The organism is Geodermatophilus pulveris, assembly GCF_900188375.1.
Taxonomy (GTDB): domain Bacteria; phylum Actinomycetota; class Actinomycetes; order Mycobacteriales; family Geodermatophilaceae; genus Geodermatophilus; species Geodermatophilus pulveris.
Genome location: NZ_FZOO01000002.1, coordinates 449,719 through 472,765, shown reverse-complemented (window position 1 = coordinate 472,765; position 23,047 = coordinate 449,719). Strand labels below are relative to the sequence as shown.

At 76.1% G+C, this 23,047-nt stretch carries 24 protein-coding genes; 12 read left to right on the top strand and 12 right to left on the bottom strand.

Annotated elements, in window-relative coordinates; all coding sequences use genetic code 11:
* The first annotated feature begins 12 nt into the window (after positions 1-12).
* From pcaH to pcaC, 5 genes are read left to right on the top strand one after another with little or no spacing between them, the layout of a single operon-like run.
* Entirely contained in the window at positions 13-759 is a 747-nt protein-coding gene (gene pcaH, locus CHB98_RS05700; RefSeq protein ID WP_089304618.1) for a protocatechuate 3,4-dioxygenase subunit beta, read from the top strand.
* Positions 756-1,415, top strand: a complete 660-nt coding sequence (gene pcaG / locus CHB98_RS05695) for a protocatechuate 3,4-dioxygenase subunit alpha (protein WP_245820941.1) — start codon at positions 756-758, stop codon at positions 1,413-1,415. The genes pcaH and pcaG overlap by 4 nt, the downstream gene beginning before the upstream one ends.
* Complete coding sequence (pcaB, locus tag CHB98_RS05690; RefSeq protein WP_089304617.1) at positions 1,412-2,737, top strand: 3-carboxy-cis,cis-muconate cycloisomerase; 1,326 nt, start codon at positions 1,412-1,414, stop codon at positions 2,735-2,737. The genes pcaG and pcaB overlap by 4 nt, the downstream gene beginning before the upstream one ends.
* The gene (gene pcaD, locus CHB98_RS05685) at positions 2,734-3,513 is read left to right on the top strand and encodes a 3-oxoadipate enol-lactonase (protein WP_089304616.1); all 780 of its coding nucleotides are present in this window, start codon (positions 2,734-2,736) and stop codon (positions 3,511-3,513) included. The genes pcaB and pcaD overlap by 4 nt, the downstream gene beginning before the upstream one ends.
* Entirely contained in the window at positions 3,513-3,932 is a 420-nt protein-coding gene (gene pcaC, locus CHB98_RS05680) for a 4-carboxymuconolactone decarboxylase (protein ID WP_089304615.1), read from the top strand. The genes pcaD and pcaC overlap by 1 nt, the downstream gene beginning before the upstream one ends.
* A gap of 10 nt (positions 3,933-3,942) precedes the next feature.
* On the opposite strand, the gene pgi is transcribed toward pcaC, so the two are convergent.
* The 6 genes from pgi to CHB98_RS05650 form a co-directional block, all read right to left on the bottom strand.
* A complete protein-coding gene (gene pgi / locus CHB98_RS05675; RefSeq protein WP_089304614.1) occupies positions 3,943-5,619 on the bottom strand; it encodes a glucose-6-phosphate isomerase in 1,677 nt (558 codons plus the stop codon).
* Between the two features lie 279 nt (positions 5,620-5,898).
* The gene (locus CHB98_RS05670; protein WP_245820940.1) at positions 5,899-7,119 is read right to left on the bottom strand and encodes an MFS transporter; all 1,221 of its coding nucleotides are present in this window, start codon (positions 7,117-7,119) and stop codon (positions 5,899-5,901) included.
* Positions 7,116-7,952 carry a 5-oxoprolinase subunit C family protein gene (locus CHB98_RS05665; RefSeq protein ID WP_089304613.1) on the bottom strand — a complete coding sequence of 279 codons (837 nt, stop codon included), beginning with the start codon at positions 7,950-7,952 and terminating at the stop codon, positions 7,116-7,118. The genes CHB98_RS05670 and CHB98_RS05665 overlap by 4 nt, the downstream gene beginning before the upstream one ends.
* Complete coding sequence (locus CHB98_RS05660) at positions 7,952-8,563, bottom strand: 5-oxoprolinase subunit B family protein (protein WP_089304612.1); 612 nt, start codon at positions 8,561-8,563, stop codon at positions 7,952-7,954. Before CHB98_RS05660 ends, CHB98_RS05665 begins: the two co-directional genes overlap by 1 nt.
* Positions 8,563-9,330, bottom strand: coding sequence for a LamB/YcsF family protein (locus CHB98_RS05655; protein WP_089304611.1), 768 nt, complete (start codon positions 9,328-9,330; stop codon positions 8,563-8,565). The genes CHB98_RS05660 and CHB98_RS05655 overlap by 1 nt, the downstream gene beginning before the upstream one ends.
* 14 nt (positions 9,331-9,344) lie before the next feature.
* On the bottom strand, positions 9,345-10,604 hold the full coding sequence (locus CHB98_RS05650) for an NRAMP family divalent metal transporter (protein WP_245820939.1): 1,260 nt from the start codon (positions 10,602-10,604) through the stop codon (positions 9,345-9,347).
* A gap of 166 nt (positions 10,605-10,770) precedes the next feature.
* Between CHB98_RS05650 and CHB98_RS05645 the strand changes: the two genes are divergently transcribed.
* Together CHB98_RS05645 and CHB98_RS05640 are read left to right on the top strand one after the other, a co-directional pair.
* Positions 10,771-11,532, top strand: coding sequence for a GntR family transcriptional regulator (locus CHB98_RS05645; protein WP_179224218.1), 762 nt, complete (start codon positions 10,771-10,773; stop codon positions 11,530-11,532).
* On the top strand, positions 11,529-12,320 hold the full coding sequence (locus CHB98_RS05640) for a putative hydro-lyase (protein WP_089304610.1): 792 nt from the start codon (positions 11,529-11,531) through the stop codon (positions 12,318-12,320). Before CHB98_RS05645 ends, CHB98_RS05640 begins: the two co-directional genes overlap by 4 nt.
* Before the next feature lie 83 nt (positions 12,321-12,403).
* Here the strand turns inward: CHB98_RS05640 and argG are convergent, their stop codons facing one another.
* From argG to CHB98_RS05625, 3 genes are read right to left on the bottom strand one after another with little or no spacing between them, the layout of a single operon-like run.
* Positions 12,404-13,852, bottom strand: coding sequence for an argininosuccinate synthase (gene argG / locus CHB98_RS05635; RefSeq protein WP_089304609.1), 1,449 nt, complete (start codon positions 13,850-13,852; stop codon positions 12,404-12,406).
* Between the two features lie 28 nt (positions 13,853-13,880).
* A complete protein-coding gene (locus tag CHB98_RS05630; RefSeq protein WP_089304608.1) occupies positions 13,881-14,444 on the bottom strand; it encodes a dihydrofolate reductase family protein in 564 nt (187 codons plus the stop codon).
* Positions 14,441-15,376 (bottom strand): helix-turn-helix domain-containing protein, encoded by a 936-nt coding sequence (locus tag CHB98_RS05625; protein ID WP_089304607.1) that lies wholly within the window; start codon positions 15,374-15,376, stop codon positions 14,441-14,443. The genes CHB98_RS05630 and CHB98_RS05625 overlap by 4 nt, the downstream gene beginning before the upstream one ends.
* Positions 15,377-15,496: 120 nt before the next feature.
* Between CHB98_RS05625 and CHB98_RS22220 the strand changes: the two genes are divergently transcribed.
* The 5 genes from CHB98_RS22220 to CHB98_RS05600 are packed head-to-tail and all read left to right on the top strand — an operon-like array spanning position 15,497 to position 20,899.
* Positions 15,497-17,950, top strand: coding sequence for a molybdopterin oxidoreductase family protein (locus CHB98_RS22220; protein WP_089304606.1), 2,454 nt, complete (start codon positions 15,497-15,499; stop codon positions 17,948-17,950).
* Positions 17,947-18,432 carry a hypothetical protein gene (locus tag CHB98_RS05615; RefSeq protein ID WP_089304605.1) on the top strand — a complete coding sequence of 162 codons (486 nt, stop codon included), beginning with the start codon at positions 17,947-17,949 and terminating at the stop codon, positions 18,430-18,432. Before CHB98_RS22220 ends, CHB98_RS05615 begins: the two co-directional genes overlap by 4 nt.
* A complete protein-coding gene (locus tag CHB98_RS05610) occupies positions 18,429-19,145 on the top strand; it encodes a GPR1/FUN34/YaaH family transporter (RefSeq protein ID WP_179224216.1) in 717 nt (238 codons plus the stop codon). Before CHB98_RS05615 ends, CHB98_RS05610 begins: the two co-directional genes overlap by 4 nt.
* 24 nt (positions 19,146-19,169) lie before the next feature.
* Positions 19,170-20,381, top strand: coding sequence for a cation:proton antiporter domain-containing protein (locus CHB98_RS05605; RefSeq protein WP_089304603.1), 1,212 nt, complete (start codon positions 19,170-19,172; stop codon positions 20,379-20,381).
* Between the two features lie 2 nt (positions 20,382-20,383).
* Complete coding sequence (locus tag CHB98_RS05600; RefSeq protein WP_089304602.1) at positions 20,384-20,899, top strand: DUF421 domain-containing protein; 516 nt, start codon at positions 20,384-20,386, stop codon at positions 20,897-20,899.
* A 15-nt stretch (positions 20,900-20,914) separates the two neighbouring features.
* Here the strand turns inward: CHB98_RS05600 and CHB98_RS05595 are convergent, their stop codons facing one another.
* From CHB98_RS05595 to CHB98_RS05585, 3 genes are all read right to left on the bottom strand, one after another.
* Positions 20,915-21,508 carry a CAP domain-containing protein gene (locus tag CHB98_RS05595; RefSeq protein WP_245820938.1) on the bottom strand — a complete coding sequence of 198 codons (594 nt, stop codon included), beginning with the start codon at positions 21,506-21,508 and terminating at the stop codon, positions 20,915-20,917.
* Between the two features lie 59 nt (positions 21,509-21,567).
* Complete coding sequence (locus CHB98_RS05590; protein WP_089304600.1) at positions 21,568-21,972, bottom strand: PRC-barrel domain-containing protein; 405 nt, start codon at positions 21,970-21,972, stop codon at positions 21,568-21,570.
* Between the two features lie 159 nt (positions 21,973-22,131).
* Positions 22,132-22,980, bottom strand: coding sequence for a maleate cis-trans isomerase family protein (locus tag CHB98_RS05585; RefSeq protein ID WP_089304599.1), 849 nt, complete (start codon positions 22,978-22,980; stop codon positions 22,132-22,134).
* Positions 22,981-23,047 lie beyond the last annotated feature (67 nt).

Sequence of the window (23,047 nt, the reverse complement as noted above, 5' to 3'; positions counted from 1 at the left end):
ACGTTGCCCGCCATGACCGGCATCACATCGCACCGCGGCCTCGTGCTGCCGCGGTACCTCCGCGAACCGGCCGAGCGGCGGACGCCCGTCGGCTCACCCGACTACCGGAGCACCGGGCTGCGGGCGCCGCTGCGGACGCCGGTCGACCTCCCGCACCGGCTGACCGAGGTCACCGGCCCGGTGCTCGGGGAGGACCGGGTCCGACCGGAGGACGCCGACCTGACGCTGCGGGGCGGCGGCGAGGCCGTGGGTCAGCGGATCGTCGTGTACGGCCGGGTCCTCGACAGCGACGGCCGCCCGGTGCCCGACGCCCTGGTCGAGGTGTGGCAGGCCAACGCGGCCGGCCGCTACCGGCACGTCGGCGACAGCTTCCCCGCACCCCTGGACCCGCACTTCGACGGGCTGGGCCGGGTGGTCACCGACAGCCTGGGCCGGTACGAGTTCCTGACCGTCAAGCCCGGCGCCTACCCGTGGGGCAACCACCACAACGCCTGGCGGCCGGCGCACATCCACTTCAGCCTGTTCGGCCGGGCCTTCACCCAGCGGCTGGTCACCCAGATGTACTTCCCGGACGACCCGCTGTTCGGCCAGGACCCGATCTTCGCCGCCATCCCCGCGGCCGCGCGGCACCGGGCGATCAGCCGGTTCTCCCTGGAGCGCACGCAGGCCGACTGGGCGCTGGCCTTCGAGTGGCACATCGTGCTGCGCGGGACCGACCAGACGCCGTTCGAGGCCGACGACGACGGGGACGTCGCGTGAGTCGCCCCGTGGACCCGCTGGAGGTCCCCGGCGTCACGGAGCCGTACCAGCCCCGGACGGGGCGGCGCGGCACCGGCTTCCTCACCGAGCCGTTCCGGCTGGGGCCCACCCCGAGCGCCACGGTGGGCCCCTACCTGGCGATCGGCCTGACCTGGCCGGACGGCGCCTGGGCCGCCGCCGAGGGCACCCCGGGCGGCATCTGGGTGCGCGGCCGGGTGGTCGACGGCGCCGGCGACCTCGTTGCCGACGCGATGGTCGAGACCTGGCAGGCCGACCCGGACGGCCGCTTCCCCTCGCCCGAGGACCCGCGCGGCCCGTCGTCCACCCCCGGCTTCCGCGGCTACGCGCGCGTGCAGACGGTGTCCCCGCCGGGGGAGTTCGCCGTCCACACCCTCAAGCCGGGGCGGGTGCCCGACGGCGAGGGCGGCCTGCAGGCGCCGCACCTCGACGTGTCGGTCTTCGCCCGCGGCCTGCTCGACCGCGTCGTCACCCGGATCTACTTCGCCGACGAGGCCGACGCCAACGCCGAGGACGCCGTCCTGCGGGGGCTGACCGCCGACCAGCGGCGCACCCTGCTCGCGGAGCCGACCGGGGACGGCTACCGCTTCGACGTCCACCTGCAGGGCGACCGGGAGACGGTGTTCTTCGCGGTATGAGCCTGTTCGGCGGGACCTTCGCCCGCGGCGGCGCCGCGGCCGCCGTCTCCGACGACGCCTGGGCGCCTGCGCTCCTCGCCGTCGAGGCCGCCCTCGCCCGCGCCGCGGCCCGGGCCGGGCTGGTGCCGGCCGACGCCGCCGACGCGGTCGCCGCCGCCTGCGCGCACCCCGAGCGGCTGGACCTGGCCGCCGTGGCCGCCCGGGCCGCGGACGCCGGCAACCCGGTGCCCGCGCTGGTGCGGGTGTTGCTGGACGCGGTGGGGGAGCGCGGCGCGGCCGCCGTCCACGTCGGGGCGACCAGCCAGGACGTGCTGGACACCGCGCTGGTGCTGCTGGCGCGGGACGCCGTCGCGGCGATCGACGCCGACCTGGCCGCCGCCGCGGACCTCGCCGCAGGCCTCGCCCGCACCCACCGGGACGACGTGGTCGCCGGCCGCACGCTCATGCAGCAGGCGCTGCCCACGACGTTCGGGCTCAAGGCCGCCGGCTGGCTGTCCGGGCTGGACGGTGCCCGGCTGCGGCTGGCCGAGGCGGTCGCCACGCTGCCGGTGCAGTACGGCGGCGCGGTGGGCACGCTGGCGGCGTCCGGCGGCTCGGGGCTGGCGCTGCGGGCGGCGCTGGCCGGGGAGCTGGGGCTGGCCACCACCGCCGTCCCGTGGTCGACCGTCCGCCTGCCGGTCGCCGACCTGGCCGGCGCGCTCGGAGCCGCGGCCGGGGTGGTCGCCACCGTGGCCGTCGACGTCGTGCTGCTCGCCCAGACCGAGGTCGCCGAGGTGGCCGAGGTGGCCGAGGGGCGCGGCGGGAGCTCGGCGATGCCGCACAAGCGCAACCCGGTGGCCGCGATCTCCGCCCGGGCCTGCGCCCGGCGCGCCCCGGGGCTGGTGGCCACGCTGCTGGCGGCCATGGAGCAGGAGCACGAGCGGGCCGCCGGCGCCTGGCAGAGCGAGTGGCCCACGCTCACGGACCTGCTCGGCACGGTGGGGTCGGCGGCGTCCTGGCTGGCCGAGAGCCTGCGCGGGCTGCGGCCGGACCCCGCCCGGATGGCCGCCACCGCCGCGGCCGCCGCCGAGGGCCCGCTGGCCGGCGCGCTGGCCGAGGCGCTGGCGCCGTCCCTCGGGAAGGGCGCGGCCCACGACGCGGCCGCCGACGCCGTCCGCGAGGCCCGCGACGGCAGCCGCCCGCTGGCCGAGGTGGTCGCCGCGCGCACCGACGTCGACGTGCGCGCCGTGCTCGCCGCCGGTAGACCGGACGTCGGGGAGGCCGGCGCGCAGGTCGATGCCGCGTTGGCCGAGCACCACCGGCTGACCGAGGGAGAGGCATGACGGCTGTCGAGGTGTCGTACACCGAGGACGGGCCGGCCGGCGCGCCGGTCGTCGTCCTGTCCAACTCGCTGGGCGCGACCCGCGGCATGTGGGACCCGCAGGTGCCCGCGCTGGCCGAGCGCTACCGGGTGGTCACCTACGACACCCGCGGGCACGGGGAGTCGCCGTCCCCGGCCGGGCCGTACGGCCTCGACGACCTGGTGGACGACCTCGTCGCGCTGCTCGACCGGCTCGGCGCGCGGCGGGCGCACGTGGCGGGGCTGTCGCTGGGCGGGATGACGGCGATGCGGCTGGCCGCCCGCGAGCCGGACCGGGTGGACCGGCTGGCGCTGCTGGCCACGTCGGCGAGGCCGGACCCGCAGGGCTTCCTGGACCGGGCCGCCGCCGTGCGCGCCGACGGCACCGCGAGCATCGCGCCGGCCGTGGTCGCCCGCTGGCTGACGCCGCAGTACGCGGCCGGGCACCCCGAGCTGGTGGCCCGGCTGGAGGGGATGGTCGCCGCGGCGGACGACGAGGGCTACGCGCTGTGCGCGGAGGTGGTCGCCGCCGTCGACCTGGTGGCCGACCTCGGGCGGATCACCGCGCCGACGCTGGTGGTGTCCGGTGCGGAGGACCCGGCGCTGCCGCCGGCGCACCAGCAGGCCATCGCGGACGGCATCGCGGGCGCCTCGCTGGTCTCGGTCAGCCCGGGTGCGCACCTGCCGAACCTGGAGCAGCCGCTGGAGGTCACCGGCGCGCTGCTCGGCCACCTCGACGCCGCCGGCGGGCACGCCTGATGGACGACCGGGAGCGCCGGACTCTGCCCCCCAGCACGGACGACGAGCGCCGTGCTGCCGGCACGGCCACCCGGCGCGAGGTGCTCGGCGACGCCTGGGTGGACCGCGCGGTCGCCGGCACGACGCCGTTCACCGCCGACTTCCAGGACTTCATCACCCGGGTCGCCTGGGGGGACGTGTGGCAGCGGCCGGGCCTGTCCCGCCGCGACCGCAGCCTGATGACGCTGTCGATCACCGTCGCGCTGCGGCACTGGGACGAGTTCGCGCTGCACGTGCGGGCGGCGAGGAACAACGGGCTGACCGACGAGGAGATCGCCGAGGTGCTCCAGCACGCCGCGGTCTACGCCGGCGTCCCCGCGGCCAACCACGCGTTCAAGGTCGCCGGCCCGATCCTCGAGGAGCTGCGCGGGCAGGGCTGAGCGCCCAGCCTCACGCGGGCCGGCCGCGGCCCTCCCGCAGCAGCCGCACCAGCGCGTCGGTCGAGGAGTCGGCGTCGTACTCCGGCGCGGCCTCGCTCTGCAGCTGGGGCGCGAGCTGGCTGGCCATGACCTTGCCGAGCTCCACGCCCCACTGGTCGAAGGAGTTGATGCCCCACACGACGCCCTGGGTGAAGACCCGGTGCTCGTAGGCGGCGACCAGCTGGCCGAGGACCGACGGCGTCAGCTTCGGCGCCACGATCGCGTTGGACGGGCGGTTGCCCGGCATCACCCGGTGCGGCACGACCGCCTCCGCCGTCCCCTCGGCCGCCACCTCCTCGGCCGTGCGGCCGAAGGCCAGCGCCCGCGGCTGGGCCAGGAAGTTGGCCAGGAACAGGTCGTGCATGCCGTCCAGGTCCCTGTCCCGGGCGAGGTCGTTCGGCTGCGCGAAGCCGATGAAGTCCGCGGGCACCAGCACGGTGCCCTGGTGCAGCAGCTGGTGGAAGGCGTGCTGGCCGTTGGTGCCCGGCTCGCCCCACACGACCTCGCCGGTGGGGACGTCGACCGGCGAGCCGTCCACCCGCACGGACTTGCCGTTGGACTCCATGCACAGCTGCTGCAGGTAGGCCGGGAACCGTGCCAGGTACTGCGAGTAGGGCAGCACCGCCTGGCTCTGCGCGCCGAAGAAGTCGACGTACCAGACCGAGATCAGCCCCAGCAGGGCCGGCAGGTTCTCCTCGTACGGGGCGGTGCGGAAGTGCTCGTCGATGGTGTGGAAGCCGTCGAGCATCTCCCGGTACCGCTCCGGGCCGATCGCCACCATGAGGGACAGCCCGACCGCCGAGGTGAACGAGTACCGGCCGCCCACCCAGTCCCAGAAGCCGAACATGTTGGCGGTGTCGATGCCGAACTCCGCCACCTTCTCGGCGTTGGTGGACACGGCGACGAAGTGCCTGGCGACGGCCTCGGAGTCCCCGCCGTGCCCCTGGGCTGCCAGGCCCTCGACCAGCCAGCGGCGCGCCTCCCGGGCGTTGGTCAGCGTCTCCTGGGTGGTGAAGGTCTTGGACGCGACGACGAACAGCGTGCTCGCCGGGTCGAGGTCGCGGGTGGCCTCGGCCAGGTCGGTGGGGTCGATGTTGGAGACGAACCGGAACGTGAGCGACCGGTCGGTGGAGTCGCGCAGCGCCTGGTGGGCCATGGCCGGGCCGAGGTCGGAGCCGCCGATGCCGACGTTCACCACGGCGCGGATCCGCTCGCCGGTGTGCCCGGTCCACGCCCCGCCGCGCACCCGGTCGGCGAAGTCGGCCATCCGGCCGAGCACCTCGTGCACGTCGGCGCGGACGTCCTGCCCGTCGACGACGAGGCCACCGGTGGCCGGGTCGCGCAGCGCCACGTGCAGGACCGCGCGGTCCTCGGTCGGGTTGACGTGCTCGCCGCGGACCATCGCCTCGGTGCGCTCGCGCAGCCCGGCCCGCTCGGCCAGCGCGGCGAGCAGCCGGACGGTCTCGCGGGTGAGCCGGTTCTTGGAGTAGTCCAGGTACAGGTCGCCGGCGGTGACCACGAGGTCGGTGCCGCGCTGCGGGTCCTCGGCGAACAGGTCCCGGAGGTGGCGGTCGCCCACCTCCCGGTGGTGCTGCGCCAGTGCCTGCCACTCCGGGGTCTCGCTGATGGCCCTCGTGTCGCTGGTCATGGACCCCTCCCGCTCCGGGCCGACGGATCGGCTGCCTGCCCACCTACCCTGCCGGGAGGCGGCGCCGGGGGCGACCTCGGGGCGCGCGGACCGGCGACGAGGGGCAGCGGCATGGCCCTGCTGGACGACGGCGTCACCGCCAGCGTGGACGGCGGGGCGACGCTGCGCACCGGCGGCACCTACGAGGAGCTGTTCCACCGGCATCCCGTCGGGCCGGCCGGCCGTCACTCCCCGAGCGCGTGTGCGCCCGGGCCCCGCTCCGGGCCCGCGAGCGGGGCCTCAGCGCACCCGCTCCGGGCGGCGGGCCTCGGTGACCAGCCGGGGCCGGGCGGCGACCAGGCCCGCGGCGAACTGGCCGGCCTGCAGGACCAGCAGCAGCACCAGCCCCGGTCGCCACCCACCGACGGTGTCGTACAGCAGCCCGACGGCCAGCGGGCCGGTCGCGGCCAGCAGGTACCCGGCGCTCTGCGCGGCCGCGGACAGCCGGCCGGTCTGCGCCACGTCCCGGGTGCGCACCAGCACCAGCGTCATGGCCAGCGGGAACGCCGCCCCGGTGCCCAGCCCCCACAGCAGCGCCCACACCGCCGGCGCGGCGGCCGGGGCGAGCAGCAGGCCGGCGATCGCGACGGTCGACGGCACGCCCACGCCCACGATCCACCCGGCCTGCCCGGCCCGCCGTGCCGCCAGGGGTGGGACGAGCAGCGCGCACGGGACGCCGAGCGCGGCGGCCGCGGCCACCAGCCCGCCCGCGGTCACCGGGGCCACGCCGGCCTCGGTCTCCAGGACGTCGGCCAGCCAGCTGAGCATCGTGTAGAAGGACAGCGACTGCAGGCCGAAGAACAGCGTCACCGCCAGCGCGACCCGGTCGCGGAGGACGGCGGCCACCGGCGGCCGGGCCGCCGCGGCGCCGGGCGCGGCCGGCCGGCGCCGGGCGAGCAGCGCGATCGCGGCGACGGCGAGCAGCACCGGGGCGAGCCACAGCGTGAGCCCGGTGAGCGCGCTGCCGGTCGCCGTCGCCAGCGGCTGGGCCAGCCCCGCCCCGAGGCTGGCCGACGCCCCCATCGACGCCACCGCGGCCCCGACCGCCGCGGCGCTGCGGTCGCCGTACTCCGCCCGGGCCGCGGCGGGCACCAGCACGTTGGCCACCGCGATCCCCGCGGTCAGCAGCGCGGTGCCCGCGCACAGGCCCACGACACCGGCCGGCCGCAGCGCGATGCCCACGGCCAGGGCGAGCACCCCGGCGAGGACGGCGCGGTGCACGCCGAGCCGGGCGGCCAGCGCCGGGGCGGCGGGGGCGACCAGCCCGAAGCAGACCAGCGGCACCGAGGTGAGCGCGGCCAGCGCCGCCCGCGGCACCGACAGCTCCGCGGACAGCTCGGTCAGCACGGGGCCCACGCCGGTGAACGGGCCGCGCAGGCACAGCGCGACGAGCACGAGGACCGCGGCCGGGACGAGCGCTCCCCACCGCGGCCGGGACCGGCCGGTGCGGGGCGGGGTCACCGGGCGGCGGCGCGGAAGCGCAGCGTCTGCCCGGGGCGCAGCTGGCCGCAGCGGTCGACGTCGGCGTCCTCGACGTAGCCGACGACCGGGTAGCCGCCGGTCACCGGGGCGTCGGCCAGGAACAGCACCGGCTGGCCGGACGGCGGCACCTGCAGCGCGCCGCGGACCATGCCCTCGCTGGCCAGCTCCCCGGTGCGCGCGCGCTCCAGCGGGGTGCCGGCCAGCCGCAGCCCGATCCGGTTGCTCTCGCCGGTGACCTCCCACGCGGCGCCGGTCAGGGCGGCCGGGTCGGTGAACCAGTCGGTGCGCGGGCCGGGCAGCACCCGCACGGTCACCTCGCCGCCGGGCGGGTCGGGCACCGGCGCGACGTCCACCCCGGGCATCGGCCCGGCCGCGGACCCCACCGGCAGCACGTCACCGGCCGACAGCACCGGCGGGCCCAGCCCGGACAGCAGGTCGGTGGCGCGGCTGCCCAGCACCGGCTCGACGGCGAGGCCGCCGCGGACGGCGACGTAGGTGCGCAGCCCGGCGGCCGGCTGGCCCAGCCGCAGCTCGTCGCCCGCCCGCAGGGTCAGCGGGGCGTTGTGCGCCGCCGAGCAGCGGGCCCCGGTCGTGGTCACCACCAGGTGCACGTCGGCCCGCAGCACCAGCCCACCCAGGGTGGCCTCCAGCACCGCGGCGTCCGGGGCGTTGCCGAGGAGCCGGTTGGCCAGCGCGGCCGCGGCCCGGTCGCAGGCGCCGGAGCGGCCGATGCCCAGCGCGCCCTGCCCGGGGCGGCCGCCGTCCTGCACGGTGGTCAGCGGCCCGGGGGCCAGCACGGTCAGCGTGCGCATCAGCCGGCCTCGGTGAACCGCACCCGCACCCCTGGGCGCAGCAGCGCGGCGGGTTCGCGGTCGACGTCGAACACGGGCACGTCGGTGCGGCCGACCAGCTGCCACCCGCCCGGGGACTCCCGCGGGTAGACGCCGCTGAACTCCCCGGCCAGCGCGACCGACCCGGGGGGCACCCTCGTCCGCGGGGAGGGCCGGCGCGGCACGTCCCACGGCTCGCCGTCCGGGACCAGGTAGCCGAACCCGGGGGCGAACCCGCAGAAGGCCACCGTCCACTCCGCGCCGGTGTGCCGGCGCACGACCTCGGCGGTGTCCACGCCGAGGTGCGCGGCGACGTCGGCCAGGTCCGCGCCGTCGTAGACGACCGGCAGCTCGACGGTCTCGCCGCCGCCCCGCTCGCCGGCGCGGGGGGTGGTCCGCCGCACCGCGTCCTCGACGGCGGCCAGGCCGGTCACCGCCGGGTCGGTCACGAGCAGCACGGTGCGCGCCGCCGGGACGACGTCCACGACGCCCTCGATCGGCTCGGCGGTGAGCGCGGCGTACAGCCCGAGGACGTCGTCGAGGCCGTCGAGCTCGACCAGCAGCGCGGTCGAGCCGCTGGGCAGGACGCGCATCAGGGTGCGAACGGCGCCAGGTCGACCCCGGCCGCGGTCAGCGCCTCGCGCACCCGGCCGGCGATCGCCACCGCGCCCGGGGTGTCGCCGTGCACGCAGATCGACCCCGGCGTCAGCCGCAGCAGCCCGCCCTCGACGTCGGTGACCGGCTCGCCGGTGGCCATGGCCACGCAGCGGCGGGCGATCTCGCCGGCGTCGTGCAGCACCGCGCCGGGCAGCCGCCGGGAGACCAGCGTGCCCTGCGGGGTGTACTCGCGGTCGGCGAAGGCCTCGGCCACCGTGGTCAGGCCGGCCTCCTCGGCCAGCCGCAGCCACGCCGACCCGGGCAGGCCCAGCACCGGCAGGTCCCGGTCGTAGGCGACCACGGCTCCGACGACCGCGGCCGCCTGCTCCTCGTGGGCCACGATGGTGTTGTAGAGCGCGCCGTGCGGCTTGACGTAGCGCACCCGCGAGCCGGCCACCCGCGCGAACGCCTCCAGGGCGCCGAGCTGGTAGAGCACGTCGGCGGTCAGCTCGGCAGGCTCCACGTCGATGAACCGGCGGCCGAAGCCGGCCAGGTCGCGGTAGCCGACCTGGGCGCCGATGGCCACCCCGGTCTCGACGGCCCGCGCGCACACCCGCCGCATGATCGAGGGGTCGCCGGCGTGGAAGCCGCAGGCCACGTTGGCGCTGGTGACGATGCCCAGCAGCGCGTCGTCGTCCCCGAGCGGCCACTGCCCGAAGCCCTCGCCGAGGTCGGAGTTGAGGTCCACACGCCCCTGGGTCATGGTGTCAGCCTGCCTCACGCGAAGAGGGCGATGACCGGCTGCACCGAGCGCGCGGCCAGGTAGAGGGTGAGCAGCCACGCCGTCCAGCCGACGGCGAGCAGCCAGCGGGGGTAGCGGTAGCCGTTCAGCAGGTCGGTGCGGCGGGTGGCGACCCACAGCAGGACGGCGATGCCGATCGGCAGCAGCAGCCCGTTGAACGCCCCCGCGAACACCAGCAGCGTGGTCGGAGCCGCCCCGATGAGGAGGAAGGCCAGCGTGGTGACCGCGATGAAGCCGATGACGAGCAGGGTCCGGGTGCGGTCGCTGGTGCGGGTCCGCGAGGTGACGAAGGAGACCGAGGTGTAGGAGGCGCCGATGACGCTGGTGATGGCGGCGGCCCACAGCACGATGCCGAAGACCCGCAGCCCGACCTCGCCGGCGGCCGTCTGGAACGCGGTGGCCGCCTGGTTCTCCGTCCCCAGGTCGGCGCCGCCGGCCACCACGCCGAGGATGGCGAGGAACAGCACGACCCGCATGATCCCGGTGATCACGATGCCGGTGACCGAGCCCCGGGTGATGTCGCGGACGTGCTCGGTGCCGGTGATGCTGGAGTCGAGCAGCCGGTGGGCACCGGCGTAGACGATGTAGCCGCCGATCGTCCCACCGACCAGCGTGGTGATCGCCAGGAAGGAGACGTCCTCGGGGAGGACGACGTTGCGCAGTGCCCGCCCGACCGGCGGCCCCGACGTGATCGCGATGTAGGCGGTCAGGACGATCATCAGCAGGCCGAGGACGACGACGATCCGGTCGACGGCGACCCCGGCCCTCCTGCTGAGGAAGATGCCGATGGCGACGACGGCGGAGACGGCGCCGCCGATCCTCGGGTCCAGCCCCAGCATCGCGTCGGTGCCGAGACCCGCGCCGGCGACGTTGCCGATGTTGAACACCAGCCCGCCGGCGAGCAGGAACCCGGCCATCACCCAGCCCAGCCCGGGGAGCACCAGGTTGCCCAGCTCCTGCGCCCGCCGGCCGCTGACGCCGATCACCCGCCACACGTTCAGCTGCAGGGCGATGTCGATGACGATCGAGACGGCGATGGCGAAGGCGAACGCCGCACCCAGCTGCACGGTGAACGTCGTCGTCTGGGTGATGAAGCCCGGCCCGATGGCCGAGGTGGCCATGAGGAACATCGCGCCGAGCAGGGTCGAGCGGGTGCTCGAGGCCATCCGGCCGCCGGCCGCTCCGGGCGGTGGGGCGGCGGGGGCGGTGCCGGCGCTGCTGGGGTCCGATGCCATGGCGCGTGCTCCCGGGGAGGTGGGGTCGGGGTACCCGCTGCGGGGTGCGGACACCCGCGGCGCGGCCCGGGGTCCCTGGCCGGACAACCTAGACAGTTGTTGAACAATCCGACAAGGGGATCGGCGGACTGTTCACATCGCCGTCACGGGTGGGCAGGATGGGGGCATGGCAGCCCCCTCCGGCGCGGACGGTGTCCCCGGCCCCGACGCCGGCTGGCTGCGCGCGATGGCCGACGAGGTGCGCGCCTTCGACCGCTCCAGCACCGCCGAGCGGGTGGCCGACCTGCTGCGCCGCCGGGTCATCGAGGGCGACCTGCCCCCGGGGCGCCGGCTGTCGGAGGAGCAGCTCGTCGACGTCCTGCACGTCTCGCGGAACACGCTGCGGGAGGCGTTTCGGCTGCTCACCCACGAGGGGCTGCTGGTGCACCGGCTGCACCGCGGGGTGTTCGTGCCCGAGCTCGACGAGGAGGAGCTGGTCGACCTCTACCGGCTGCGCCGCACCATCGAGTGCGACGTCGTCCGGCGGCTGGGCCGGCTCGACCCGGTGCGGCTGCGGCCGCTGCACGACGACGTCGCCGCCGCGGAGGACGCCGCGCGGCGCGGTGACTGGGGTGCTGTCGGCACGGCCAACATGCGCTTCCACCAGCACCTCGTCGCGCTCGCCGGCAGCCGGCGCATCGACGAGACGGCCGCCCGGCTGCTCGCCGAGGTGCGGCTGGCGTTCTCGGCGGTGGGGTCGCCGCAGCGGCTGCACGAGCCCTACGTCCGCCGCAACCGGGCGCTGCTCGAGCTGCTGGTCGACGGGGAGTCCGAGCGCGCGGCCAAGGAGCTCGAGGACTACCTGCAGGACTCGGAGGCCGAGCTGCTGGCGGCCCTCCGGGACCGGGCCGGCGAACGGTCCGGCGACCGACCGAGGAGGACCCCGTGACCACCACCCTCACGCCCGCCGCCGACCCCGCGGCCGCCCGCGCGCACTACCGCGCCGGCCTGGCCGTCCCGTCCTCGGGCTGGGCGCCGGGGTACACCCAGGCCAACCTCGTCGTCCTGCCCCGGGACTGGGCCTACGACATGCTGCTGTTCGCGCAGCGCAACCCGCAGCCGGTGCCGCTGCTCGACGTCACCGACGCCGGGTCGCCGTCCACCGCGCTGGCGCCGGGCGCCGACCTGCGCACCGACCTGCCGCGCTACCGGGTGTGGCGGGACGGGGAGCTCGTCGACGAGCCCACCGACGTCGCCGACCTGTGGCGCCCGGACCTGGTCGCCTTCCTGATCGGCTGCAGCTTCAGCTTCGAGACCGCGCTGCTCGACGCGGGCGTGCCGGTGCGCAACATCGAGCAGGGCCGCAACGTGTCCATGTACCGCACCGACCGGCCCTGCCGCCCCGCCGGCCGGCTGTCCGGGCCGCTGGTGGTGTCCATGCGGCCGGTGCCCGGCGCGCTGGTGCCCACCGCGGTGCAGGTGACCGCCCGGATGCCGCAGGTGCACGGGGCGCCGGTGCACGTCGGCGCGCCCGGGGCACTGGGCATCGCCGACCTGGCCGCCCCCGACTTCGGCGACCCGGTCGTGCCCGCCGACGGCGACGTCCCGGTGTTCTGGGCCTGCGGGGTCACCCCGCAGGCGGCGCTGATGGCCTCGCGGCCGCCGTTCGCGATCACCCACGCGCCGGGGCACATGTTCGTCACCGACGTCCCCGACGTCGCCTACCGCCAGCTCTAGGGAGAGGACCACCCTGCCCCGTCGGCTCCTCTGCAGGGGCCCGCACCGAGCCTGCGAGGCGTGGGGGCAGAGGGGTCCTCCTGCTAGTCCGTGCCGGCCTCCATCGCGGCGCGGTCGAGCAGCTCCTCGACGCCGGAGACCGCCCCGCGGGAGGCGATCGCCTGCGCGCCCCCGGCGTCCATCGCCCCGATGAGCCCGGTCGAGGCCGCCTGCGCCACCCCGATCAGCCGCGGGTGCCCGCTGCCGACCATGCCCAGCGCCGCGTACTGCTCCAGCTTGGCGCGGGAGTCGGCGATGTCGAGGTTGCGCATGGTCAGCTGGCCGATCCGGTCCGACGGGCCGAAGGCGGAGTCCTCGGTGCGCTCCATCGACAGCTTGTCCGGGTGGTAGCTGAACGCCGGGCCGGCGGTGTCGAGGACCGAGTAGTCCTCCCCCCGCCGCAGCCGCAGGGTCACCTCGCCGGTGACCGCGGTGCCCACCCAGCGCTGCAGCGCCTCCCGCAGCATGAGCGCCTGCGGGTCCAGCCAGCGGCCCTCGTACATCAGCCGGCCCAGCCGCCGGCCCTCGCTGTGGTAGGTGGCCAGGGTGTCCTCGTTGTGGATGGCGTTGACCAGCCGCTCGTAGGCCACGTGCAGCAGCGCCATGCCCGGCGCCTCGTAGATGCCGCGGCTCTTGGCCTCGATGATGCGGTTCTCGATCTGGTCGGACATGCCCAGCCCGTGCCGGCCGCCGATGGCGTTGGCCGCCAGCACCAGCTCGACGGCGCTGCCGAAGGTCTTCCCGTCGATCGACACCGGCCGGCCCTGCTCGAAGCCGACGGTCACGTCCTCGGGCTCGATCTCCACGGCCGGGTCCCAGAACCGCACCCCCATGATCGGCTGCACGACCTCGATGCCGGCGTCCAGGTGCTCCAGCGCCTTGGCCTCGTGGGTGGCGCCCCAGATGTTGGCGTCGGTGGAGTAGGCCTTCTCGGTGCTGTCCCGGTAGGGCAGGCCGTGCGCGGCCAGCCACTCCGACATCTCCCGGCGGCCGCCGAGCTCGGTGACGAAGTCGGCGTCCAGCCACGGCTTGTAGACCCGCAGCGAGGGGTTGGCCAGCAGGCCGTACCGGTAGAACCGCTCGATGTCGTTGCCCTTGAAGGTGGAGCCGTCGCCCCAGATCTGCACGTCGTCCTCGAGCATGGCGCGCACCAGCAGGGTGCCGGTGACCGCCCGGCCCAGCGGGGTGGTGTTGAAGTAGCTGCGCCCCCCGGAGCGGATGTGGAACGCCCCGCAGGTCAACGCCGCCAGGCCCTCCTCGACCAGCGCCGCGCGCCCGTCGACCAGCCGGGCGACCTCCGCCCCGTAGGCGGTCGCGCGCCCGGGCACCGAGTCGATGTCGGGCTCGTCGTACTGGCCGATGTCGGCGGTGTACGTGCAGGGCACCGCGCCCCGGTCCCGCATCCAGGCGACCGCCACCGAGGTGTCCAGCCCGCCGGAGAAGGCGATCCCGACGCGCTCGCCGACGGGCAGGGACGTGAGCACCTTGGACATGCGGAGAAGTATGCACGCTCGTGCATGGTCATGCGTCGGCGGGGTCGGTCGCGCTCCCCGGTCGGGTCCGGACGACGTCGTAGCGGACGCAGACGAACTCGCCGTTGACCGCGTGCTCGGTGCGCACCAGCTCCAGCCGCCGGGGCAGCAGCGGCGCCCCGCCGCCGAGCGTCACCGGCGCCACGGAGACGACCAGCTCGTCGAGCAGGCCGCGGTCGGCGAACTGCCCGGCCAGGTCGCCGCCGCCCACGACCCACACGTCCCGGTCCCCGGCCGCCGCCACCATCTCCGCGTGCACGTCGCCGACGTCGGCCCGCGTGAAGCGGATGTCCGCGCCCGGGTACCCGGTGAGCCTCCGGTGGGTGAACACCCAGGCCGGCACGGAGTGGGCCCAGCCGCCCGGGTCGTGCGCCTGCATCCACTCGTAGGTCGTCGCGCCCATCGCCAGCGCACCGACCCGCTGCTCGAACCCGGTCCAGCCCATCGGCCCGTCGGGGTCGGACCGCCGGGACAGCAGCCAGTCCAGCGAGTGGTCCGCCGTGGCGATGAAGCCGTCCAGGCTGGTGGCCGTGTAGTAGACGGTGCGGGTCACGTCGCTCTCCTCGTCAGCCAGTCGATGGGGTCCCCGGTGTCCACGGCGAGGCCGGCGTCCCGGAGCAGGGCGCGCACCAGCAGCCGCCGGTGCGCGGAGAACGTGAGGACGTGGGCCACCACGCTGCCGAGGACGAAGCTCTGCGGCGGCTCGCACAGCGCGTCGACCAGCCGGTCGCCCCAGGCGCCGCGCCGAGCGACGTCGCGGACGGCGGCCAGCCACCGCGGCGCCACGGCGTCGTGCCGGGCCAGCAGGGCGGCCGCGTCGTCGGCGCCGCGGGCGGGGTGCCCGGCGCCCTCGACGGCGGCCAGCCACACCTCCTTGGTCCACACCAGCGCGTCCAGCACGGCGGCCACCGACTCCTCCGCGCCCTCCCAGGGCAGCACCCTCAGCCCGGGCAGCCGGGCCCGCCGGTACTCGCCGTCCGGGAGGCCCGCGGCCGCCTCCAGCAGCGCGCGGGTGTCCTCGACGTCGTGGTGCACCAGCAGCGCGGTCACCTCGTCCGGGGCGCCGCGCCGGCCCTCATCGGCCACCCACAGCGAGGTCGGCGGGTGGAAGTGCACGCCGTTCGGCGCGGGCAGCCAGTGCGCATCGCGGGTCCGCGGGCCGTCGTCCGGCGAGCCGGGGGAGCGGCCGTAGGCGCGGGCGAAGGCGCGGGCGAAGCCCTCGACCGACTCGTAGCCGGAGGCGAAGGCGACCTCGGTGACGCCGGCTCCCTCGCGCAGCTGCCACGCCGCGCGCTCCATCAGCACCCGGCGGCGCAGCGCCACCGGCGGCTCGCCGGCGCCCCGGCTGACCTGCCGGGCGAAGTGCCAGGGGCTGGCGTACGCGTCGCCGGCCATGTCGGGCAGCGTGCGGTTGTCCTCGTCCAGGACGGCGTCGAGCAGCTCGCGCAGGCGGTCCCGTCCCGGGAGGGGGTCGTCGTCGGGCACGGGTCGATCCTGGCCGGGGACGGCGGCCCCGCGCCCGACCGTTCTTGCGCTCGCGGGTGTCACCGTTTCGTCATGCGACCCGCGTTCGGGCTGCCACGGGTCGGGGGTACGGCGTGCGCCATGCCTCGGACCGACCGCATCGCCGAACCCTGGGGGAGCCGGACCCCGTACGGGCCGGGGGAGACCTGGCCCACCCGGGTCGACCAGTACCTCGCCGACGGGCTGACCGAGGACGACGTCGACCGCTGGGTGCAGTCGGCGAGCATCCTGCACAGCAACGGCGACGGGCTGGACATCGCGGTCACGGACGGGCGGATCGTCGGCGTCCGGGGGCGGGCGGTCGACCGGGTCAACCACGGCCGGCTCGGCCCCAAGGACCTGTTCGGCTGGCAGGCGAACAACTCCCCGGACCGGCTCACCCGGCCGCTGGTCCGGCGCGACGGCGAGCTGGTGGAGACCGACTGGGACACCGCCATGGACGCCGTCGCCGGCCGGTGCAGGGAGCTGCTCCAGGAGCAGGGGCCCAGCGCGATCAGCTTCTACACGACCGGCCAGCTGTTCCTCGAGGAGTACTACACGCTCGGCCTGATCGCTCACGGCGGCATCGGCACCAACCACGTCGACGGCAACACCCGGCTGTGCACCGCCACCGCCGCCGCGGCGCTCAAGGAGACCTTCGGCTGCGACGGCCAGCCCGGCTCCTACACCGACGTCGACTCCGCCGACGTCATCGCCCTGTACGGGCACAACATGGCCGAGACGCAGACCGTGCTGTGGACGCGGGTGCTCGACCGGCTGGCGGGGCCGAACCCGCCGCAGGTGGTCTGCGTCGACCCGCGCGAGACGCCCGTCGCCCGGGCGGCGACCGTGCACCTGGCCCCGCGGCCGGGCACCAACGTGGTGCTGATGAACGCGCTGCTGCACGAGATCATCGGCAACGGCTGGATCGACCGGGACTACGTCGAGGCGCACAGCGTCGGGTTCGACGAGCTCGAGCGGCAGGTGCGGGCGTACACGCCCGAGGTCGCGGAGGAGGTCTGCGACGTCCCCGCCGGGCAGGTCCGCGAGGCCGCCCGCGTGATCGGTTCCGCGCAGCGGCTGCTCTCCACCGCGCTGCAGGGCTTCTACCAGTCCCACCAGGCCACGGCCGCCGCCGTGCAGATCAACAACATCCACGTGCTGCGGGGCATGCTCGGCCGGCCCGGCTGCGGGATCCTGCAGATGAACGGCCAGCCCACCGCGCAGAACACCCGCGAGTGCGGGGCCGACGGCGACCTCCCGGCCTTCCGCAACTGGTCCAACGACGCGCACGTCCAGGACCTGGCGCGCGTCTGGAACGTCGACCCGATGCAGATCCCGCACTACTCGCCGCCGACGCACGTCATGCAGCAGCTGCGCTACATGGAGGAGGGCTCGATCCGCTTCCTGTACGTGACGGCGACCAACCCCGCCGTCTCCCTGCCCGAGCTGGCGCGGATCCGGTCGATCCTCGCCCAGGACCGCCTGTTCCTGGTCGTCCAGGACATCTTCCTGTCCGAGACCGCGCAGCTGGCCGACGTCGTCCTGCCCGCGGCCACCTGGGGGGAGAAGACCGGCACCTTCACCAACGTCGACCGCACCGTGCACCTGTCGGAGAAGGCCGTCGACCCGCCCGGCGAGGCGCGGCCGGACCTCGACATCCTCGTCGACCTCGCGCGCCGGCTGGACCTGCGGGACAGGGACGGCGCCCCGCTGGTGAAGTGGTCGGACCCCGAGAGCGCCTTCGAGGCCTGGAAGGAGTGCTCGCGCGGGCGGCCCTGCGACTACACGGGGCTCTCCTACGACAAGCTGCGCGGCGGCAGCGGCGTCCAGTGGCCGTGCGACGACGAGCACCCGGACGGCACCGAGCGCATCTACGTCGACGGGCAGTTCTGGGCGCGACCCGACCAGTGCGAGAGCTACGGCCGCGACATGGTCACCGGCGCCCCGGTGGAGGAGACCGAGTACCGGGCGCTCAACCCCACCGGCCGGGCGGTGCTCAAGGCCGCCGAGTACGTGCCGCCGCACGAACTCCCCGGCCAGGACTTCCCGTTCCAGCTGATCACCGGGCGGACGCTCTACCACTTCCACACCCGCACCAAGACCGGCCGTGCGCCGCAGCTGCAGGACGCCGCCCCGGAGGTGTGGGTGGAGATGTCGGCGAGCGACGCCGCCGACCGCGGATTCGTCGAGGGCGACCTGCTCGACGTCTCGACGCCGCGCGGCCGGGTGCAGGCGGGGCTGCGGATCAGCGGCATCCGGCCGGGCGTGCTGTTCCTGCCGTTCCACTACGGCTACTGGGACACCGGGTCCGGGTCGGAGCCGGGGACCGGCGAGGGACGCGCGGCCAACGAGCTGACCCTCACCGACTGGGACCCGGTGTCCAAGCAGCCCATCTTCAAGACCGCGGCCGCACAGGTGCAGCGGGTCGCCCCGGCCGACGGCCCCGCCCCGGCCCCGACCACCACCGGCTCCGCGCCGGTGACCGGGCAGGTACCGCCCACGACGGGCGGGGACGACGCGCTCGCGCACGAGCTCGTGGGAGGACAGCCGTGAAGCTGGACCTGGCGATCGAGGAACTGCACCGCTCGGAGAACCACCTGGTCACCGTCCTGATGTCCATGTCGGACAAGCACAAGGCCGACCACGAGGTCTTCCACGTCTGCCGCGACATGGCCGGCTGGTCACGCCGGCACGTCGTCGAGCTCGCGCGCGCCGGCCGCGACTTCGGCGTGGACCTCGACCCCGAGGCGTCGGAGGACCCGGCCCTGCTGGCGAGCGTGCGCCAGCGCGCCTCCGAGCTCGTCGGCCGGCGCTCGACGCCGGGCCTGCTGCTGCTCGCCGACCTGCGCCACCTGTACCGGGAGGCGGCCGGGGTCTCGCTGGACTGGGAGATCCTGGCCCAGTCGGCCCAGGGCGCCAAGGAGCGGGAGCTGCTCGACCTCGCCCGGCGGTGCCACCCGCAGTCCCTGCGCCTGGCCCGGTGGGCCAACGCGCACCTCAAGGTCGCCTCGCCGCAGGTCATCGTCGGCTGGTGAAGGACCCTTCTGCCCCCCACCACTCGCAGGCTCGCGGCGGGACCCTGCAGCAGGGCCACCCGGCCACCCGGGTGGTGTTGCGGCCGCTGGCCACCCCGCTGCCCCTGGGGTTCCTCGCTCTCGCCCTGGCCACCACGGTGTTCAGCGCGGTGCAGCTGGGCTGGGTGCCGGCCGACCAGGGGCGCGTCGCCGCGCTGGTCGCCCTCGGCGCCACCGCCCCGCTGCAGTTCGCCGCCGCGGTCGTCGGCTTCCTGACCCGCGACCCGGTCGCGGCCACCGGGATGGGGGTGCTGGCGGGGACGTGGACCGTCGCGGGGCTCGCCACGCTGACCTCCCCGTCGGGCACCGCCAGCGCGGGCCTGGGCGTGCTGCTGCTCGCCGCCGCGGTGGCGCTGCTGGTGCCCGCGGCCGCGGCCGCGCCGGCCGAGCTGGTCCCGGCCGTGGTCATGGCCACCGCCGCCACCCGCTTCGCGGTCACGGGCGCCGCCGAGCTCACCGGGTCGGCCGCCTGGCAGTCCGCGGCCGGGTGGGTGGGGCTGCTGCTGGCTGCGGTCGCGGTCTACGCCGCGCTCGCCCTGGAGCTGGAGGGCACCACCGGGCGCACCGTGCTGCCGGTCGGCCGGCGTGGCCCCGGCCGGGCGGCGGTCGCCGGCGACGGCCCGCTGGACCCGCGGGAGCTCGCGCCCGAGGCCGGCGTGCGCCCCCAGCTGTGACCGGCCGGGAGGAGGGGCACTGACGTGCTGATCGACGTCCTGCTGGTCGTCGCGGGCGTCCTCGGCCTGCTCGTGGCGGCGCTGTCGGAACGGCTGCGCCGCCTGCCGGTGTCCGAGCCGGTCCTGGGCCTGGCCGTCGGGGTGCTCGTGGGCCCGGAGCTGCTCGGCGTGCTCGCCCCGCCACCGCTGACCGAGGACACCACCTGGCTGCACACCGTCACCCGGCTGCTCCTGGCCGTGTCGGTGATGGCGGTGGCGCTGCGCTACCCGGTCGGGCAGGCGCGGGCCCGGTGGCGACCGGTGCTGCTCCTGCTGGCGGTCGTGATGCCGGCGATGGCCCTGGTGACCGCCGGGCTGGCCGCCTGGACCCTCGGGGTGGGCGTCGGCGCCGCCGCCCTGCTGGGGGCGGCGCTGTGCCCCACCGACCCGGTGCTGGCCTCCAGCGTGGTCACCGGGACGCCCGCGGAGCAGGACCTGCCCGACCGGGACCGGCAACTGCTGTCCCTGGAGTCCGGGGCCAACGACGGTCTCGCCCTGCCGCTCGTGCTGCTCGCCGTCGCGATCGCCGGCGCCGCGAGCGTCCCCGGCGCGCTGGCCGAGTCGCTGTGGCAGGTGGCCGGCGCCGTCCTGCTGGGCGCGGCCGCCGGCTGGCTGGGGGCGCGGGCGCTGCGGGCCGGTGAGGAGCACGGCTCCACCGACTCCGCACCCCGGCTGCTGTTCACCGCCGTCCTGGCGTTCGCCGTGCTGGGCGCGGCCGGGCTGCTGCACGTCGACGGGATCCTCGCGGTCTTCGTCGCCGGGCTGGCCTTCAACGCCGTGGCGACCGGACCGGACCGCACCGACGACCTGCCCATCGACGAGGCGGTCAACCGGTTCCTGGTCCTCCCGCTGTTCGTCGGCCTGGGCCTCGTGCTGCCGTGGGCCGCCTGGGGCGAGCTGGGCTGGCGGGGGGTCGCCCTCGCCGCCGGCGTCCTGCTGCTCCGGCGGCTGCCGGTGCTGTGGCTGCTGCGCCGTCCCCTGCGGCTGGGCCGGCCCGACGCGGTCTACCTGGGCTGGTTCGGCCCCGTCGGGGTGTCCGCGCTGTTCTACCTGGCACTGGAGGCCGAGCGGCTCGAGGTCGACCCGGTCGTCCTGGCGGCTGGCAGCCTCGTGGTGGCCGCCAGCACCGTGGTGCACGGCACCAGCGCGGCACCCGGCCGGGTGCTGTACCGCCGAGCGACGACAGGACGGAGCTGACCGTGTGGTTCGACTCCTGGGGCGACCTGGGCCGCATCCTCGCCGTGGGCGCCGCCGCCTACCTGACGCTGGTCGTGGTGCTGCGGCTGTCCGGCAAGCGCACGCTGGCCAAGCTGAACGCCTTCGACCTCGTCGTCACCGTGGCGCTGGGCTCGACGCTGGCGACCATCCTGCTCAGCAGCGACGTCTCGTGGGCCGAGGGCGCCACGGCGCTGGGCCTGCTCGCGCTGCTGCAGTTCGTCGTCGCCTCGGTCACCGCCCGGTGGCCGGCCGCGCGGGCGGCGGCCACGGCGCGCCCGACCCTGCTGCTCCGGGACGGCGCCGCCCTGCCGGAGGCCCTGCGCCAGCAGCGGATGACGCTCGACGAGGTGCGGCAGGCCGTGCGCGCCACCGGCTCGGGCGACCTGTCGTCGATCGCCGCGGTGGTGCTGGAGACCGACGGCTCGCTGAGCGTCATCCCGCGGGAGAAGGCGGGCGACCGCTCCGCGCTCGAGGGCGTCCGGGAGGCGGAGGGCTGAGCGCCCCGGGACGGGTCAGGGGCAGCGGGGTCCGTCCTCCCCGGCTCGGGCGATCGGCTCCTGCGGCGGGGGCTCCGAGGCGATCGCCGGCAGGTCGGCGGACACCGTGCGGCCGAACTCCTGGGTGGCCCACACCGAGCCGTCCGCGGCGCACACCACGCCGACCCCGAGCCGGTCGAAACCCGGGTTGAGGACGTTGGCCCGGTGCTCGTCCGAGCGCATCCACCCGGTGTGCAGCACCCCCGCCGGGACCGGCGCCGACGTGGTGGCGATGTTCTCCCCCATGGCGCGCAGCCCCTCGACCTCCGCGCTGCCCAGCACCGCGCCGAGGTCCTGGTGCTCGAACCGGCCGGTCTCCGCCATCGTGGCGCTCCAGTCGCGGGCCACCGCGGCCAGCTGGTCGCTCCAGCCGACCGGGGGCAGTCCCCGGTTGCGGCGCTCGTCGTCGACCCGGTCGAAGACCTCCCGGGCCATGCGCTCCTCTGCCGGCGCCGCGCTGCCCGCCGCCGGGGGAGGAGCGGACGGGGGCGCGGTCGTCCGGCCCGCACCGCTGCCGACCACCACGCACCCGGACAGGACGACGCACAGCGCGGCGAGCAGGACCACCACGACCGGCGGCGATCCACGACGCTGCCCGTGCGGGCGGCCGGCGCGGACCATCGACGTGCTCAGCGGGGGAAGGGCGGGTACGCGTAGCCCGGACCCCAGAACGGCGCGGTGCCCCACCACCCGTAGACGCTCTCGTAGTAGTCGGGGCGGTCGGCGAGCTCGGGGTCGTAGACGGGGACGCCACCCATCCCAGCGCGGTCCCGGTCGATGCGGACCCGGTCCGCGTCGACCGCCACGACGGCGTCGACCGGGACCAGGTAGTGGGTCTTCCCCAGGCCGAGGAGACCGCCCTCGCCCACGCTCAGGAAGCGCACCCGGCCCTCCCGGTCGTCGACCAGCAGGTCGTCCACCCGCCCGGCCTCCTCGCCGTGGCGGTCGACGACGGCGCGGCCGCGCACGTCGGCGTCCGGGTCCGCGACGGTCCGGTCGGTCTCGCTCAGCCGGTACAGCGTGCCCGCCGCCATGTCGGGCCCCCTCCCGCGTCGGGTGTGGTCCCTCGTCCTCCTACCCGGGTGGGGCCCACCCGAGCCGAGAGGGCAGCGGACGTCACCGGATCGCAACGCACGGCCGGGGTGCGCCGTGCCCACCACGGGTCCCGCCGACGGCGGCCCGCCCCGCGCCGGCTACTGCGCGGCGGCCGGGTAGGGCTCGGGCAGCGGCGGGGCGGGCGCGGCCCCGGCGTCCACCGGTTCGGGGGCCGGCCGCGGCGCCGGCGCCATGCGCACCTCCCCGCCGAGCAGCCGGCCGGCGCCGGGCACCACCGGCTCCAGGCCCAGCTCGGTGAGGAGGGTGAAGACGGTCGCGGTGGCCGCCGACAGGACCGGCAGGCCCGCGGCGTCCTCCACCGGCTGGACGGCGGCCAGCGAGGGCATCTGCACGCACGCGGACAGCACCAGGGCGTCGGCGTCGCCGACGTCGACCCGCCGCCAGTGCTCGCGCAGGTCGTCGGGGTCCAGCGCGGCGACGGCGAGGTTGTCCGACACCTCCAGGCTCAGCGCGTCGCACACCTCGATGCCGGCGTCCTCGACGTAGCCGGCGACCAGCCGGGTCAGCGGCTTCATGTACGGGGTGACCATGGCGATCCGGCGCGCGCCCATCGCGTCCAGCGCGCGCAGCAGGGCGCCGGCGCTGGAGACGACGGGGACGTCCAGCCCCTCGCCCTGCAGCACGCCGCTGATCTGCGCCTCCGCCGAGCAGTGGTATCCCGGGCCCTGGGCCATGATCGCCACCAGGCAGGCCGAGGCGACGACGTCGGGGCGGGCGTCGGCCAGCTCCAGCGAGGCGCGCTCGGTCTGCGCGTTCATCCGCACCAGCTCCTCCGGCGTCACGTGCTTCATGCGCATCCGGCTGGAGTGGAAGGTGAACCGCTCACCGGGCACGACCTGCTCGCGGGCGTGCAGCATCCGCGGCAGCTCGGTCTCCATGGTCAGGTTGGAGCTCGGCACGATCATGCCGATGCGGTGGTCGCGCACGGGGGCCTCCCCGGGGGTGTCAGGACCCCCGGGCTACCCGCCGGGAGGGCGCCTCACCCGCGGGGCG

Coding starts and splice junctions, on each gene's coding strand:
- pcaH (WP_089304618.1), top strand. CDS start 13: ATGACCGGCATCACATCGCACCGCGGCCTCGTGCTGCCGCGGTACCTC.
- pcaB (WP_089304617.1), top strand. CDS start 1,412: ATGAGCCTGTTCGGCGGGACCTTCGCCCGCGGCGGCGCCGCGGCCGCC.
- pcaD (WP_089304616.1), top strand. CDS start 2,734: ATGACGGCTGTCGAGGTGTCGTACACCGAGGACGGGCCGGCCGGCGCG.
- pcaC (WP_089304615.1), top strand. CDS start 3,513: ATGGACGACCGGGAGCGCCGGACTCTGCCCCCCAGCACGGACGACGAG.
- pgi (WP_089304614.1), bottom strand. CDS start 5,619: ATGACCAGCGACACGAGGGCCATCAGCGAGACCCCGGAGTGGCAGGCA.
- CHB98_RS05665 (WP_089304613.1), bottom strand. CDS start 7,952: ATGCGCACGCTGACCGTGCTGGCCCCCGGGCCGCTGACCACCGTGCAG.
- CHB98_RS05660 (WP_089304612.1), bottom strand. CDS start 8,563: ATGCGCGTCCTGCCCAGCGGCTCGACCGCGCTGCTGGTCGAGCTCGAC.
- CHB98_RS05655 (WP_089304611.1), bottom strand. CDS start 9,330: ATGACCCAGGGGCGTGTGGACCTCAACTCCGACCTCGGCGAGGGCTTC.
- CHB98_RS05650 (WP_245820939.1), bottom strand. CDS start 10,604: ATGGCATCGGACCCCAGCAGCGCCGGCACCGCCCCCGCCGCCCCACCG.
- CHB98_RS05645 (WP_179224218.1), top strand. CDS start 10,771: ATGGCAGCCCCCTCCGGCGCGGACGGTGTCCCCGGCCCCGACGCCGGC.
- argG (WP_089304609.1), bottom strand. CDS start 13,852: ATGTCCAAGGTGCTCACGTCCCTGCCCGTCGGCGAGCGCGTCGGGATC.
- CHB98_RS22220 (WP_089304606.1), top strand. CDS start 15,497: ATGCCTCGGACCGACCGCATCGCCGAACCCTGGGGGAGCCGGACCCCG.
- CHB98_RS05590 (WP_089304600.1), bottom strand. CDS start 21,972: ATGGCGGCGGGCACGCTGTACCGGCTGAGCGAGACCGACCGGACCGTC.